The organism is Acidovorax sp. AC410 (assembly GCF_979253235.1).
In genome coordinates, this window is sequence record NZ_CEEDCG010000001.1 from 3,555,266 (window position 1) to 3,568,878 (window position 13,613).

At 68.5% G+C, this 13,613-nt stretch carries 12 protein-coding genes; 5 read left to right on the forward strand and 7 right to left on the reverse strand.

Annotated elements, in window-relative coordinates:
- Nucleotides 1–13: 13 nt before the first annotated feature.
- From AC0IZS_RS16535 to hemC, 3 genes are read right to left on the reverse strand one after another with little or no spacing between them, the layout of a single operon-like run.
- Nucleotides 14–1,093 carry a uroporphyrinogen-III C-methyltransferase gene (locus AC0IZS_RS16535; protein WP_471636593.1) on the reverse strand — a complete coding sequence of 360 codons (1,080 nt, stop codon included), beginning with the start codon at nucleotides 1,091–1,093 and terminating at the stop codon, nucleotides 14–16.
- Nucleotides 1,090–1,893 carry a uroporphyrinogen-III synthase gene (locus AC0IZS_RS16540; RefSeq protein ID WP_471636594.1) on the reverse strand — a complete coding sequence of 268 codons (804 nt, stop codon included), beginning with the start codon at nucleotides 1,891–1,893 and terminating at the stop codon, nucleotides 1,090–1,092. The genes AC0IZS_RS16535 and AC0IZS_RS16540 overlap by 4 nt, the downstream gene beginning before the upstream one ends.
- Before the next feature lies 1 nt (nucleotide 1,894).
- Nucleotides 1,895–2,854, reverse strand: coding sequence for a hydroxymethylbilane synthase (hemC, locus tag AC0IZS_RS16545; protein WP_471636595.1), 960 nt, complete (start codon nucleotides 2,852–2,854; stop codon nucleotides 1,895–1,897).
- A 108-nt stretch (nucleotides 2,855–2,962) separates the two neighbouring features.
- Here hemC and ppc point away from each other — a divergent pair, with 108 nt between their 5' ends.
- The 3 genes from ppc to AC0IZS_RS16560 all read left to right on the forward strand — a co-directional run bounded on the left by ppc (nucleotide 2,963) and on the right by AC0IZS_RS16560 (nucleotide 8,443).
- A complete protein-coding gene (ppc, locus tag AC0IZS_RS16550; protein WP_471636596.1) occupies nucleotides 2,963–5,752 on the forward strand; it encodes a phosphoenolpyruvate carboxylase in 2,790 nt (929 codons plus the stop codon).
- Nucleotides 5,753–5,918: 166 nt separating this feature from the next.
- Complete coding sequence (locus tag AC0IZS_RS16555) at nucleotides 5,919–7,931, forward strand: EAL domain-containing protein (protein WP_471636597.1); 2,013 nt, start codon at nucleotides 5,919–5,921, stop codon at nucleotides 7,929–7,931.
- A gap of 176 nt (nucleotides 7,932–8,107) precedes the next feature.
- Nucleotides 8,108–8,443 carry a hypothetical protein gene (locus tag AC0IZS_RS16560; RefSeq protein ID WP_471636598.1) on the forward strand — a complete coding sequence of 112 codons (336 nt, stop codon included), beginning with the start codon at nucleotides 8,108–8,110 and terminating at the stop codon, nucleotides 8,441–8,443.
- Between the two features lie 59 nt (nucleotides 8,444–8,502).
- Here AC0IZS_RS16560 and AC0IZS_RS16565 read toward each other — a convergent pair whose 3' ends face one another.
- Nucleotides 8,503–9,822 carry an AI-2E family transporter gene (locus tag AC0IZS_RS16565; RefSeq protein WP_471636599.1) on the reverse strand — a complete coding sequence of 440 codons (1,320 nt, stop codon included), beginning with the start codon at nucleotides 9,820–9,822 and terminating at the stop codon, nucleotides 8,503–8,505.
- A gap of 213 nt (nucleotides 9,823–10,035) precedes the next feature.
- Here AC0IZS_RS16565 and AC0IZS_RS16570 point away from each other — a divergent pair, with 213 nt between their 5' ends.
- Together AC0IZS_RS16570 and AC0IZS_RS16575 are read left to right on the forward strand one after the other, a co-directional pair.
- Nucleotides 10,036–10,803 (forward strand): hypothetical protein, encoded by a 768-nt coding sequence (locus AC0IZS_RS16570; protein WP_471636600.1) that lies wholly within the window; start codon nucleotides 10,036–10,038, stop codon nucleotides 10,801–10,803.
- Nucleotides 10,800–11,366, forward strand: coding sequence for a FlgO family outer membrane protein (locus AC0IZS_RS16575; RefSeq protein WP_471636601.1), 567 nt, complete (start codon nucleotides 10,800–10,802; stop codon nucleotides 11,364–11,366). The genes AC0IZS_RS16570 and AC0IZS_RS16575 overlap by 4 nt, the downstream gene beginning before the upstream one ends.
- A 99-nt stretch (nucleotides 11,367–11,465) precedes the next feature.
- Here AC0IZS_RS16575 and flhC read toward each other — a convergent pair whose 3' ends face one another.
- The 3 genes from flhC to AC0IZS_RS16590 all read right to left on the reverse strand — a co-directional run bounded on the left by flhC (nucleotide 11,466) and on the right by AC0IZS_RS16590 (nucleotide 13,550).
- The gene (flhC, locus tag AC0IZS_RS16580) at nucleotides 11,466–12,023 is read right to left on the reverse strand and encodes a flagellar transcriptional regulator FlhC (protein WP_145695296.1); all 558 of its coding nucleotides are present in this window, start codon (nucleotides 12,021–12,023) and stop codon (nucleotides 11,466–11,468) included.
- Between the two features lie 49 nt (nucleotides 12,024–12,072).
- On the reverse strand, nucleotides 12,073–12,399 hold the full coding sequence (flhD, locus tag AC0IZS_RS16585) for a flagellar transcriptional regulator FlhD (RefSeq protein ID WP_007853391.1): 327 nt from the start codon (nucleotides 12,397–12,399) through the stop codon (nucleotides 12,073–12,075).
- A gap of 248 nt (nucleotides 12,400–12,647) precedes the next feature.
- A complete protein-coding gene (locus AC0IZS_RS16590; RefSeq protein WP_471636602.1) occupies nucleotides 12,648–13,550 on the reverse strand; it encodes a sulfurtransferase in 903 nt (300 codons plus the stop codon).
- Between the last annotated feature and the right edge of the window lie 63 nt (nucleotides 13,551–13,613).

The window sequence follows — 13,613 nt, forward strand, 5'->3', positions numbered from 1 at the left end:
CGTGCTGCCCCTCTCAGCGCCCCGCAGCGGCCGTGGCCAGTGCGGAGAGGGTTTCATCCAGGCGCGGCAAATCGGCCGCCTTCATGCCGGCCTGGGCCTGCTGCAGGGTGGTGGCGGCCGCCTGGGTGCGGCGCGAGGCCGGGTCGAAATACTTGTTGAGCGCGGTGGTCGCCGCGGCCAGGTCGGCCCGGGCCGAGTCGAACTGGCGCGCCAGCACGCCCAGGCGCGCATTGAGCAGCTTGAGTTTGAGGTTCTCGCGCAGGAAGAAGGTCTGCTCGGGCGCGAGCAAAATGGCCTCGGGGTTGTCCACCCGGCTCACGCGCACCAGGCTGCGGGCTTCGTCGCGCACCACCTCCCAACTGCGCTGCAGGGTGGCCCGCCACCAGGGCAGCTCGGCCCCTGCCGCGGTGCCGCCGGCAGAACCCGGCGCAGCGGGAGACAGGCCCAGGCGCTTGGTGGACGCGGCCTGCGCCACGGCATTGAGCACGGGCAGCTCGTCCACCTGGCGCACCAGGTCGTCCAAGCGGGCCAGCAGGCCGGCGGTGTCGGTCACCTGGGCGCGGTTGATGCGCTCGATGTCACGGCCGATGGCGCGCTGCACCGGCGTCAGGCGCGGCTGCGCGGCGCGCTCGATGCGCTGGTCGGCCGTCTTCAGCGCGGCCAGCAGCGGCTCCAGGCTGCCGGTGAGCTGGGCCTGTTGCTGCGCCAGGCGCAGGGCAGATTCGATGTCCACCACCAGGTTTTCGTCGCGTGAGCGCGACAGGCTCTGCATCAATTCCTCAAGCTGGCTGCGCTGCAGTGCCACTTCGCTCACGCGGGCTTCGGCCACCGAGAGGCGGGCGGCGGTCTCGCGCACCAGCTCTTCGGCCTGGCGGGCCATGGTGCGTGCCTCGATGGCCAGCGCCCCGGAATCGGCCGACTGGCGCGCCAGTTGCTCCTGGATCACGCTCAGTTTCTGCCACAGCAGGCCACTGCTGGTCACGGCGGCCACGGCCAGCACTCCCGCCAGCAGGGTGGGCAGGCTGCTGCCACGAGGGACAGCGGGGGTAGCGGGGGCTGCGGCGGGCAGGTCGTTGTGGGGCGCGGAACTCATGGGGCCGATTCTATCGACGCCACCACGTCTTCCAGCGCCGGCCGACACTCCCTTACATGGCCAAAGCCCATGGCACGTGCGGTCTGGGCAATGCGCGGGTGCGTGGCCAGGGCCCGTGCCGAGGCAAGGGACTGGCCGGGCAGGGCCTGGGCCAGGTGGGCCACGGCCTCGGAGCTGCTCAGCAGCCACAGGGAGCCGTCGTGGGTGGCTGCCTCTGCCAGCGCGGTCTGCTCGGGGGTGAAGCTGGGCGCGCCGCGCTCGTAGGCCACGGCCCAGTCCACCTGGCCGCCAGCGGCCTGCACCTGGCGGGCCAGCCAGTCGCGGCCCGAGCCCTCGGCGGATTCATGCACCCCGGCCGAGCGGCCGCGCACGATGAGCACGCGGTCACCAGACCGCACCTGGGCGCCTACCTGCTGCCACAGGGATTCGGAGTCGAACTGCGGGGCATCGGCGGCGGGGCCGTCGATGGCGGCGGGTGCTACGCCCAGCTGCTCCAAGGCACGCCCCGTGCCCGGGCCGGGGGCCCATGCACGGGTGTCGGATGGCAGGGGCGGGGCGCCGGGCAGGAAATGCAGCACCGCATTGCTGCTCACGAACATCAGCGCACGGTAGCCGGGGGCCTGGGCCAGCCGTGCGCGGGCTTCGGCCAGGGCCTGCACGGCCTGTGGGTCGGTACAGGGGCCAATGGCGATCAGGGGCAGGGCGGTGGCGGCCAGGCCGCGCGCGGTGAGCTGTTCCACCCATTGGACCGCCTCGCGCTCGGGGCGCGTGACGATCACCCGGGGCAGCGCGGCGGCCATGTCAACTGGCCGTGGCGGCGGGGTCCACGCCCCGCGCGCCGCCCGCGCGCAGGCGCCGGGCAATCTCGTCGCCCAGCGCTTCGGCCTGGGCCAGGGTAGCCACGGCTGCACTGGTGTGCGCGCGTACCAGCGGCGCATGCGCGTCTTCGGGGTCGCCCCAGGCCGCGTCGAGCTGCAGCGTGCCGTCGGCGCCCAGGGTTCCGTGCGCTGCCAGGGGCATGGAGCAGCTACCGCCCATGGCGCGGCTCACGGCGCGCTCGGCGGCCACGGTGAGCCAGGTGGCCTGGTGCGCCAGCGGCGCCAGCGCGGCGATCAGGTCCTGCCGGTCGCTGCGCACCTCGATGCCCAGGGCGCCCTGGCCGGCGGCGGGCAGCATGGTGGTGGGTTCGAAAGCCAGGCGGATGCGTGATTCCAGCCCCAGGCGCTTGAGGCCTGCGGCCGCAAGCACGATGGCGTCGTACTGGCCTTCGTCGAGCTTGCGCAGGCGTGTATCGAGGTTGCCGCGCAGCGGCTCGATGCGCAGGTCGGGCCGCAGGGCCTGCAGCAGCACCTGGCGGCGCAGGCTGGAGGTGCCGACCACCGCGCCCTGGGGCAGTTCGTCCAGGGAGGCGTAGCGGGGCGAGACGAAAGCATCGCGCGGGTCCTCGCGCTCCATCACGCAGGCCAGGGCGAAGCCCTCGGGCAGCTCCATGGGCACGTCCTTGAGCGAATGCACGGCGATGTGGGCGCGGCCTTCTTCGAGCGCGACTTCGAGTTCCTTGACGAACAGGCCCTTGCCGCCCACCTTGGAAAGCGAGCGGTCCAGGATCTGGTCGCCCTTGGTCGTCATGCCCAGCAGCTCCACGGTGTGGCCGCGGGCCTGCAGCAGGGCCTGCACGTGCTCGGCCTGCCACAGGGCCAGGCGGCTTTCTCGCGTGGCGATGATGATGGGATGGGGCAGGGGGCGCGCGGCGGAGCTCAAGATTCGTAACCTGTTTGTAATCATTCAGGGGCGGGCGATGCTAGCATGCGCCCGCACTAGCAGGGTGATGCCTGCAGGCCGCCGCCCCCCATTCCCGGAGACCCTCGCATGAAACGATCCGACAAGGACCAGCCCCTGATTGACGACATCCGCCTGCTTGGCCGCATTCTGGGGGACGTGATCCGGGACCAGGAGGGGGTGGCCGCCTACGAACTGGTGGAACAGGTGCGCAAGCTCTCGGTCGCCTTCCGCCGCGACGCCGACCAGGAGGCCGACCGCGCGCTCAAGAAGCTGCTCAAGTCCCTCTCGGGCGACCAGACGGTGAGCGTGATCCGCGCCTTCACCTACTTCAGCCACCTGGCCAACCTGGCCGAGGACCGCCACCACATCCGCCGCCGCGCCGTACACGAGCGCGCGGGCGACACGCAAGAGGGCAGCATCGAAGTCGCCCTGTCGCGGCTGCGCTGGGCCGGCATCGCGCCCAAGACCATCTCCCAGACCCTGGCCGGCAGCTATGTGGCCCCGGTGCTCACGGCCCACCCGACCGAGGTGCAGCGCAAGAGCATCCTCGACGCCGAGCGCGACATTGCCCAGTTGCTGGCCGCACGCGACGACATCCAGGTGCGTGCCCAGCTGTACAACACCGCCAAGGACGCGCTCACCCCGCGCGAGCTGGCTGCCAACGAGGCCCAGCTGCGCGCCCGCGTGGCCCAGCTGTGGCAGACGCGCCTCTTGCGCTACAGCAAGCTCACCGTGGCCGACGAGATCGAGAACGCGCTGTCGTACTACGAGGCCACCTTCCTGCGCGAGATCCCCAAGATCTATGCCGACCTGGAGGCCGAGCTGGGCCAGTACCCCGTGCACAGCTTTTTGCGCATGGGCCAGTGGATCGGCGGCGACCGCGACGGCAACCCCAACGTGACCGCGCAGACCCTGCAGTACGCGCTGGGCCGCCAGGCCGAGGTGGCGCTGCGCCATTACCTGACCGAGGTGCATTACCTGGGCGGCGAACTCTCGCTGTCGGCCCGCCTGGTGCAGGTGTCGGCCGAGATGGAGGCCCTGGCCGCGCGCTCGCCCGACACCAACGAGCACCGCCAGGACGAGCCCTACCGCCGCGCCCTGACGGGCGTCTACGCGCGCCTGGCCGCGTCGCTCAAGGAACTGACCGGCGGCGAGGCCGCGCGCCACGCGGTGGCCCCGCAAAACCCGTATGTGAGCGCCGAGGCCTTCCTGGCGGATCTGCGTGTGATCGAGGCGTCGCTCAAGTCGCACCACGGCGAGGCCCTGGCCGCCGAGCGCCTGCACCCGCTGATCCGTGCCGTCGAGGTGTTCGGTTTTCACCTGGCCACGGTGGACCTGCGCCAGAGCTCCGACAAGCACGAGGAGGTGGTGGCCGAGCTGCTGGCCACGGCCCGCATCGAGACCGCCTATTCCGCGCTGGCCGAGGCCGACAAGCGCGCCCTGCTGCTGCGCCTGCTCAACGACGCTCGCCCCCTGCGCGTGATGGGCGCCAGCTACTCGGACCACGCCCGGGGCGAACTGGCCATCTTCGAGGCGGCCCTGGTCATGCGCCAGCGCTATGGCCACCAGGCCATCCGCCACTACATCATCAGCCACACCGAAACGGTGAGCGACCTGCTCGAAGTGCTGCTGCTGCAAAAGGAAGTGGGCCTGATGCGGGGCACGCTGGACGGCGATGCCCGCAACGACCTGATCGTGGTGCCGCTGTTCGAGACCATCGAAGACCTGCGCAACGCCGCGCCCATCATGCGCGAGTTCTACGCCCTGCCTGGCGTGGCGGGTCTGGTACACCGCAGCGGCAGCGAGCAGGACATCATGCTCGGCTACTCCGACAGCAACAAGGACGGCGGCATCTTCACCAGCAACTGGGAGCTGTACCGCGCCGAGATCGCGCTGGTGGAGTTGTTCGACGAGCTTGCCACCAACCACGGCATCCAGTTGCGCATGTTCCACGGCCGCGGCGGCACCGTGGGCCGCGGCGGCGGCCCGAGCTACCAGGCCATCCTGGCCCAGCCCCCGGGCACCGTGCGCGGCCAGATCCGCCTGACGGAGCAGGGCGAGGTCATCGCCTCCAAGTACGCCAACCCCGAGATCGGCCGGCGCAACCTCGAAACCCTGGTTGCGGCCACGCTCGAAGCCACGCTGCTGCAGCCCACCAAGCCGGCCACCAAGGCCTTCCTGGAGGCCGCCGCGCAGCTCTCGCTGGCCAGCATGGGCGCCTACCGTGCGCTGGTGTACGAGACCCCGGGCTTCACCGAGTATTTCTTCAACTCCACGCCGATCCGCGAGATCGCCGAGCTCAACATCGGCTCGCGCCCCGCGTCGCGCAAGGCCAGCCAGAAGATCGAGGACCTGCGCGCCATCCCCTGGGGCTTCAGCTGGGGCCAGTGCCGCCTCACGCTGCCGGGCTGGTTCGGCTTTGGCGCGGCAGTCGATGCCTTCGTGAACGCCGAGGGCAAAGACCCCAAGGCGCAAATGGCCCTGCTGCAGAAGATGTACCGCCAGTGGCCGTTCTTTCGCACCCTGCTGTCCAACATGGACATGGTGCTGGCCAAGAGCGACCTGGCCCTGGCCTCGCGCTACAGCGAGCTCGTCACCGACGCGCGCCTGCGCAAGAAGGTCTTCACCGCCATCGAGGGCGAGTGGCAGCGCACGGCCGATGCGCTCACGCGCATCACCGGCGACAAGCAGCGCCTGACGCACAACGCAGCCCTGGCACGTTCCATCAAGCACCGCTTCCCCTACATCGACCCGCTGCACCATCTGCAGGTCGAGCTGGTGCGCCGCTGGCGCGCAGGCCAGGGCGACGAGCGGGTGCAGACCGGTATCCATATCTCGATCAACGGGATCGCGGCGGGGCTGCGCAATACGGGCTGAACTGGTCGGGCCGAGCTGGTGCGGCCACTTTGCCATCCCGGTGCCTGCCTGCTAGCATGGGGTTGACCGCAGTACGCGGCAGGGAGGGCATGGTGTGGGCATTGATCTGGCTGCCCTGAAGCTGCGGTTGTCGCTGCGGCTGCAGGCCGTTGCACGTGCTGATTCCATGCGCGCCATCCGCGAGGGGCTGCTCTGGGTGCTGCCCTGCCTCATGGTGTCGGCGGTGTTCCTGGTGTCGTCGGTGCTCACGCGCATGCTGGGCCTGCCCACGCAGACCACCGATCTGCTGGCCGGCCTGCATGCCGAGATCAGCCGCATCCTGCCGCTGCTGATCGCGGCCTCCATCGGCTACATGCTGGCCATCCGCCACAGCCTGCCGCGCCTGCCCGTGGCCTTTCTGTGCTTCGTCTACGTGGCGCTGGCCGCCTACCTGCTGCGCGGGCACCCGCGTGCCGCCGCCACGCTGGTGTTGTTCATCGCCATCGCCTCGCCCATCGTCAACGTGCCCCTCATGGCGCGGCTCATGCAGGTGCGCTGGCTGCAGTTGTCGCGCGGCTCGCTGGTCAGCGACAACGTGGAAGACGCCATGAACATGGTGTTGCCCGGTGTGCTCACGGCAGGATTGCTGGTCGTGGTGCTGACCCTGCTGCAGCAGTGGTCGGGCCTGGCGCACTGGAGCCTGCCCCTGGATGTGGTGGACCCGGACCGGCCTTACCTGAATGCCGTGGTGATCACGGGCATGAATTCGCTGCTGTGGTTCTTCGGCATCCATGGCTACCATGCCTTGCAGCCGCTGTTCCAGGTGCTGGAGCTGGCCGTGGGGTGGAATGCCATCGAGGTGCTGGCCGACCAGCCACCGCCCTACCTGCTCAACGCCGGCCTGCTCGGGGCCTTCGCCTTCATCGGCGGGGCAGGGGGCACCCTGTCGCTGGTGGTGGCCGTGCTGTGGCGTGCGCGCAGCCCCGGCCTGCGCCTGCTGGCCCTGGCCAGCCTGCCCATGGCCCTGCTGAACGTGAACGAACTGCTGCTGTTCGGCATTCCACTGATACTGAATCCGCGCCTGCTGCTGCCGTTCATTCTGGTGCCGGCCGTCAATGCCTGCCTGGCGCTGGGCGCCGTGCAGGCCGGCTGGGTGCCAGTGGCCACGATGGCGATGCCGTTGAATGCCCCCGTCCTCTTCAACGCCTATGCCAGCACCCAGGGCTCCTGGCCAGCGGTGGTGCTGCAGTTGGCGCTGGTGCTGCTGGGGGCCTGCATCTATGCGCCGGCAGTGCGGGCATTGGAGCGCCACAACGCCACCACGGTGCACCTGCCGGGGCTGGACACCACGTTTTCGCGCCTGCAGGAGCAGGGCCGCCTGTATGCCAGCGACCCGGTGGTGCTGGCGCAGCAGCGGCAGGCCGGCCGCGAGGAACTGCTGGCCCAGGTGCGGCGCATGGGCGAGTACGAATTCTTCCTGGAGTACCAGCCCCAGGTGTCGCCGCGCACCGGCGAATGCGTGGGCTGCGAGGCACTGCTCAGGGCCCGCGATACCCAGGGGCGCACGCAGTCTCCCGGGGCGTTCCTGGCGTGGCTGACCGAGGCCGGGCTCATGAAGGATGTCGATCTGTGGGTGGCCGGTGCGGCCCTGCAGCAGTACCGCCGCTGGCGCAGCGCGGGCTTCGAGTTGCCCATCTCCATCAACGTCACCGGGCCCACGCTCATGTCGGCCGCGCATTGCCAGCGGCTGGTGGCGTTGATAGCGCCTGCCGGCGGCTGTATCAGTGTCGAAATCACCGAGGACGCGCTGGCCGCCGATGTGGGCCAGATGCGCGACGCCATCGCCCGCATCCACGCCGTGGGCGCCCATGTGGCCATCGACGACTTCGGCACCGGCTATTCCTCGCTCAGCTACCTGCACGCCTTTGCGGTGGACACCATCAAGATCGACCGCAGTTTCGTGGTGGCCAGCGCCGACCCCCGGGGCGCTCGCCTGCTGCAGGGCCTGCTGCATTTCTGCCAGAGCCTGGGGGTCGCCATCGTGGTGGAGGGGGTGGAGACGCTGGAACAATTGCAGGTGCTGCCTGGCGACATGGACCTGCAGGTGCAGGGCTGGTATTACGGCCGGGCGATGGCGGCCGACGAGCTGCCGGCCTTCGTGCAGCGCTGTACGGTAGGCGTTGCAACAGAGTCTGCCTGATAGCGCGCTCTCCGGATCACGGTTCGTTTCAATCCCCCAACCGGTCTCCTGCCGATTGCAGGTCTTCCACGTGGTCGAAAGCCGAGCTGGCGTGTATGGGTGTGTGTTTTTCGCTTGACCGCTGCTAAACCTCTGGGCTAAAACTCGCGCGGAGCATAACTACACATGAGGGATATATGAAACGTGCAATTGTCGCTTTGAGCCTTGGTTTGGGCATGTCTTCGGCTATGGCTTTGGGAGGTTTCACGCCATCCCTTCTGCGCGAATTTGCCAATGCGGATCTGTTTACCCAGTCCACCCGGCTTGCAATGTTCACAGGGTACTCGGCTGGATTTATGAGTACCGTTGACACCTTGCAAGGAATCGGCGCAGTTCCGAAAATGATCTGTGCACCAGCCAACTGGAACGCCATGCAGGCGCTCAATGAGCTTGATCCGGCTGGTTTTCCAAATACCGATCAGGGCGGAACTACCTACATGTTCATGGCCTTGGCAAAAAAATATCCATGCTGATCAGCATGTCCGGCTCTAGTTTGATTGGCCGGAAAGCTTGCATGCGATAGTCGGGCAACTCAGTCCCCCAGCAGCTCGCCCACCGCCTTGAGGTCCTCCACCCGGTCGCAGACCGCCTTGACGGCCATCATGACCGGGATGCCCAGGAGCAGGCCCCACAGCCCCCAGAGCCAGCCCCAGGCCAGCACGCTGACGAACACGGCCACCGGGCTCATGCTGCTGGTGCGGCTGGTGAGCCAGGGCGTGAGCAGGTTGCCGATGAGGGTGTGGATGACCAGCGAGGCACCGCCGATGGCCAGGGCCATGTCGATGGTGCCGAACTGCAGGAAGGCCACCAGCGCCGAGGCGCCGGCCGTCAGGGCCGAACCGATGTAGGGCGCCAGGTTGAGCACGCCGGCCACCACGCCCCAGACGGCCGCATTCTCCAGCCCCAGCGCCCAGTAGGCGCAGCCCGTGGCCACGCCCACCAGGATGCTGGTGAACACCTGCACCAGCAGGTAGCGCTGGATCTGGCCGGTGATGTCGTCGAGCACCTGCATGGTGATGTTGCGCCGCTCCAGGCTGCTGCCGGCAATGCGCACCAGCTTCTGGCGAAACAGGTTGCCCGAGGCCAGCGCGAAATAGGTCAGGAACACCACCACCGTGAGCTGGCCCACCGCCGACACCAGGCCCATGGTGCCGCTCCACAGGTAATCGCGGATGTTGAAGGGCGGGCGCTCCACCACCACGCGCTGCACGCCGCGCCGGGCGGGGGCGGCGGCTGCGCTTTCGGCGGCGGCCTGTTCGATCTGCGCGGCGGCCTTCTGCATGGTGTCCAGCGTGCTGGGCATGCCGGCGCGCGCGCGCAGGTTGTCGCGCACCTTCTTGGCCGCAACCGGCAGCGAGTCGACGAGTTGCACGGCCTGGTCGCTCAGGGACCAGGCCATGCTGGCCATGCCCCCCACCAGGGCGATCAGCAGCAGGGCGGCACCCACGGGGCGCGGCAGGTGCCAGCGGCGCAGTATGTTGACGGCAGGGCGCAGCGCCGTGGTCAGCAGCAGGCTCAGCATCAGGGGGATGAAGACCGCGCTGGCCCAGTGCAGCAGCGCCACGCCGGCAAACAGGGCCAGCAGCGCCAGGGACAGGTTGCGCACATCCACCGGCATCTGCAGCATCAGCGCGGTGGGGGTGGCGGGCGGCGGGGGAGGTGGGGGCGCAAGCGCAGCAATGGCATCGGTCTGGCTGGCAGCGGGGCCGGGCCCCGGTTCCGGATCGGCGGCTGCCGGGGCCGGCTGCAAGCCGCCTGGCTCGCTGCCTTCGTACACGGCCGCCGTCCCCGCCGGCGGCGGTAGGGCGGTGGAAGAAGCGTCGGGAGGGGAAGGGGCTGTCGCGGCGGTCATGCGGGGATTGTCACGCACTGTGAGCAAATGTTGTGTAGGCGCCCGCCCAACGCGCAGCCTGCATGCCGCGCAAAAATACAACGCAATTGCCTCGCTATTCGCGCGATGGGTGCGGCAGCGGGCCGCTAGCATGGCTGCATGCAAGTTGAACCATTGCCTGGCGGTCTGCCGCAGGGCCCATCCCAAGGACGACTGCCCGCCGGGCAGTCCGGCATGGCAGCGACCGCGCCCCGGCCCGTCGTGCACCGTGTGCTCGTGCCACTGCTGGCCGTGGCCTCGCTGCTGGCGGCTGGCTGCTCGTCGCTGGACGTGCCGCGGGCCGACAACTATCCGGCGTCGAACCAGAAGAAGGCGCGTGCCGTACACCACTGGGACGTGCTGGCCGACGATGTGGCCACGCGCATCACCGACAAGATCCGCAACTGGCCTGCGGGCGAGCACCCGATCTACGTGTCCGCCTCGGGCGATACGAGCTTTAACAACGGCTTTCGCAAGCTGCTGATCACCCGCCTGCTGGACCGCGGCGTGGTGCTCACCAACCAGCCCTCGGCCGTGACCCTGGCGTTCGAAACCCAGCTGGTGCAGCACCCGGGCCGCGTCTCCAACAGCCTGCCCATGCCCCTGACCCGGCTGGCCCTGGGCGTCGGCGTGGCGCGCGACTGGGTCCACCGTGCACCCAGCGCCACCTCCATCGTGGCCGGGATGACCGCGATCGGGGCACTGGCCGATGCTGCGCAGTACACCACCGACGGCCCTGCCGCGGGCGGCCCCACGCGCACCGAGGTGCTCATCACCACGTCGCTGGAAAGCGGCGACCGCTACCTGGCCCGCACCTCCGACGTGTACTACATCGAGCAGGACGATGCCGTGCTCTACCAGGTCCAGCAACCGCCACCCCCGCCGCCCCCGCCGCCCGCTCCCACCCCGGTCAAGACCTGGCAGGTGGTGAGTCCCCCGGTGATGATGATGGTGGCACCATGAAGCGGCGCACCCTGATGCGCTCGGCTGGCGCGCTGTTGCCGGTGCTGGCCCTGCCGGGCTGCGCTTCGTACTACTACGGCGACAAGGCCGGTGGCAGTGGTGGCGGGCTGATGGACCTGATCACCCCCAGTACCATCGAGCGCAATCACCGTGCGGCCGATGCGCTGCTGCAGCAGGCGCCGCTGGACTCGCAGCACGCCGTGCTGGTGGCCACGCTGGTGAATGTGGACCGCCTGAACGAGTCTTCGCGCCTGGGGCGCATCTTCTCCGAGCAGATTGGCTCGCGCCTGGTGCAGCGCGGCCTGCGCGTGACCGAGCTCAAGCTGCGCGAGAACGTGGCCATGCAGCGCGGCACAGGCGAGCTGCTGCTCTCGCGCGAGGTGCGCGAGGTGAGCCGCGCGCACGACGCACAGGCCGTGGTGGTCGGCACCTACGCCGTCTCCACCACCACGCTGTTCATCAGCCTCAAGATCGTGAACCCGGTGGGCAATGCCGTGGTGGCCGCGCACGACTACGCGATGCCGGTGGACGAGAACGTGCGCTCGCTGCTGGCAGCGCGGTAGACCCCGGGCTCAAGCGCTTTTTCCCAGCAAAAAGCCCCGCTCGGCATGGCCGGCGGGGCTTTGTCATTCTTGCGCAGCCCGGTGTTGCCGGGCGCGGGGTCAATGCAACATCAGGGCACCAGCATTCTTGCTCTTGCCGGCACGGGCGGGCGGGTTGCACAGGCCGCAGGTGTAGTGGCGGTTTTCATAAAGCTCGGTGACGAACTGGCCCTTGCAGTCGGCGCACTGGGTGCGGGTGAGCATGCCGGCGTCCACGAACTTCACCAGGCGCCAGGCGCGGGTGAAGGACAGCAGGGGTTCGATCTCGGCCGTGGTGACCTGCTCGTTGTACAGGCGGTAGGCCTTGGTCAGCAGTTCCACCGAATCCAGGTCCACGCCCTTGGACAGGTATTCGTAGATGTTCAGGAACAGCGAGCTGTGGATGTTTTCCTGCCAGGTCAGGAACCAGTCGGTCGAGAAGGGCAGTTGGCCCTTGGAAGGCGACTTGCCGGCGATCTCCTTGTACAGGCGGATCAGGCGTTCGTACGACAGCGTGGTCTCCGACTCCAGCACCTGCATGCGGGCCCCCATGCCGATCAACATGGCAGCGCGTTCGATCTGCTTGGATTCGTTGAGGACGCTCTTGGCAGGGGCTTTGGCGGCGGCAGTCGTGGTCATGGCAGGCTTTCGGAAAGGCGGTGGACGAACGGGGCAGGAGCGCAGTGCTTCAGAGCACTTCCGAAACGCGGCTGGCCATCAGGATGTTGGCGTGCAGCGTGTTGGTGGCTTCGTTGCCCACCTTCTTGGCCGTGTGGTTGGTCAGCAAGCTCCACACCAGGTTGTCGTCCACGCGGAAGCTGCAAAGAAGCGTGTTTCTGGAGGCCAGTTTCAGCACTTGGGCGGCCGACAGCGATGCCAGAATATCGGCAGCGTCTTCGTTCATGCCCAGGCGGAACACTGCTTCCGCCTTGTCGTGGCGAATCAGGTTCTGCGCCAGCATCAGGTAGGTCAGGTTGGCTTCGCGGATTTCGGCGAGCAGTTGTTCGTTGGTCATGGCGGGGTTTCCTTTGGTCCAGTTCCGGGTCTTCGCCTTGCCATGCTGTTTGCATGTTTTGCGTGATCCGATGAAATGGATTGTGAAACCGGGCCAATCAAAAATTAAGTCGGCGCAGCTCTGTGCAACGTGTCTGGCTCAGAGGTGGTGCTTGTAGGAATTTGCCTTACAAAACACCAAGCCCCGGTCCTGCGCTCAGGAGCGCAGCGGCCTGCTGCCGCGGGGCGGCCCCCACCGCCAAATGCCGCTCAGCCGCGTTCCACCGGGCGCGAAGAATCGCTCACCCATTCGCTCCAGCTGCCGGCAAAAAGCGATGTTTTTCCGAGCCCGGCGACTTCCATGGCGATCAGGTTGGGCAAAGCGCTCACGCCGCTGCCGCACTGGTGTACCACGCTGGCCGGGTCGCGGCCCTGGAGCAGGGTGTCGAACTCGGCGCGCAGCACCGCCGCGGGCTTGAACTTGCCATCGGGCCCGATGTTCTCGACGAACGGGCGGTTCAGGGCGCCCGGGATGTGGCCGGCCACCGGGTCCAGCGGCTCCACCTCGCCGCGGTAGCGGGGGGCGGCGCGGGCATCCACCACGGTCTGGCCGGGTTGCTGCAGGTTGGCCAGCACGTCGCTGGCCGTGGCCAGGCGGCGCAGTGGCTCCTTGAGTTCGAAGTTCGACTGGAAGTGCGCGGGTTCTTCGCCGCTGGCGACTGCGCCGCCCGCCGCCTGCCAGGCCTGCAGCCCACCGTCGAGCACGGCCACGGCATCGTGGCCGGCCCACTTGAGCATCCACCACAGGCGACCGCAGTAGTTGGCGCCCTGGCGGTCGTACACCACGGCCTGCATGCCGTTGGCAAAGCCCACGCTCGACAGCCAGATGGAAAAGCGTTCACGGCTGGGCAGCGGATGGCGCCCGCCCGATGCGGGCTTGTCCGCCTCCTGCGCCGTCACCACCGCGCCCGAAGCACCGGGCGCGCCGTGCTTGGCGCTCAGGTTCTCGTTCAGGTCGGCATACACCGCGCCGGGGATGTGGGCCTGTGCATATTGCTGCGCACCGGCCGTGGACTGTGTCAGGTCGAAGCTGCAGTCGAACACCATCAGCGGCGCGCCGCTGGCGATCAGGGTTTGCAGTTCGGTGGCGGAGATCAGGGTGGTGTAAGTCATGGCAACAGTGGGGCAATGGAGGGTGATGTCCTGCATTGTGTCAATGCTGGGCGCCGAAAGTCG

What these genes read in the sequence shown, in the direction of transcription:
- AC0IZS_RS16535 (WP_471636593.1), bottom strand. Translation starts at nt 1,093, where the DNA reads ATGAGTTCCGCGCCCCACAACGACCTGCCCGCCGCAGCCCCCGCTACC.
- AC0IZS_RS16540 (WP_471636594.1), bottom strand. Translation starts at nt 1,893, where the DNA reads ATGGCCGCCGCGCTGCCCCGGGTGATCGTCACGCGCCCCGAGCGCGAG.
- ppc (WP_471636596.1), top strand. Translation starts at nt 2,963, where the DNA reads ATGAAACGATCCGACAAGGACCAGCCCCTGATTGACGACATCCGCCTG.
- AC0IZS_RS16555 (WP_471636597.1), top strand. Translation starts at nt 5,919, where the DNA reads ATGCGCGCCATCCGCGAGGGGCTGCTCTGGGTGCTGCCCTGCCTCATG.
- AC0IZS_RS16560 (WP_471636598.1), top strand. Translation starts at nt 8,108, where the DNA reads ATGAAACGTGCAATTGTCGCTTTGAGCCTTGGTTTGGGCATGTCTTCG.
- AC0IZS_RS16565 (WP_471636599.1), bottom strand. Translation starts at nt 9,822, where the DNA reads ATGACCGCCGCGACAGCCCCTTCCCCTCCCGACGCTTCTTCCACCGCC.
- AC0IZS_RS16570 (WP_471636600.1), top strand. Translation starts at nt 10,036, where the DNA reads ATGGCAGCGACCGCGCCCCGGCCCGTCGTGCACCGTGTGCTCGTGCCA.
- AC0IZS_RS16575 (WP_471636601.1), top strand. Translation starts at nt 10,800, where the DNA reads ATGAAGCGGCGCACCCTGATGCGCTCGGCTGGCGCGCTGTTGCCGGTG.
- flhC (WP_145695296.1), bottom strand. Translation starts at nt 12,023, where the DNA reads ATGACCACGACTGCCGCCGCCAAAGCCCCTGCCAAGAGCGTCCTCAAC.
- flhD (WP_007853391.1), bottom strand. Translation starts at nt 12,399, where the DNA reads ATGACCAACGAACAACTGCTCGCCGAAATCCGCGAAGCCAACCTGACC.
- AC0IZS_RS16590 (WP_471636602.1), bottom strand. Translation starts at nt 13,550, where the DNA reads ATGACTTACACCACCCTGATCTCCGCCACCGAACTGCAAACCCTGATC.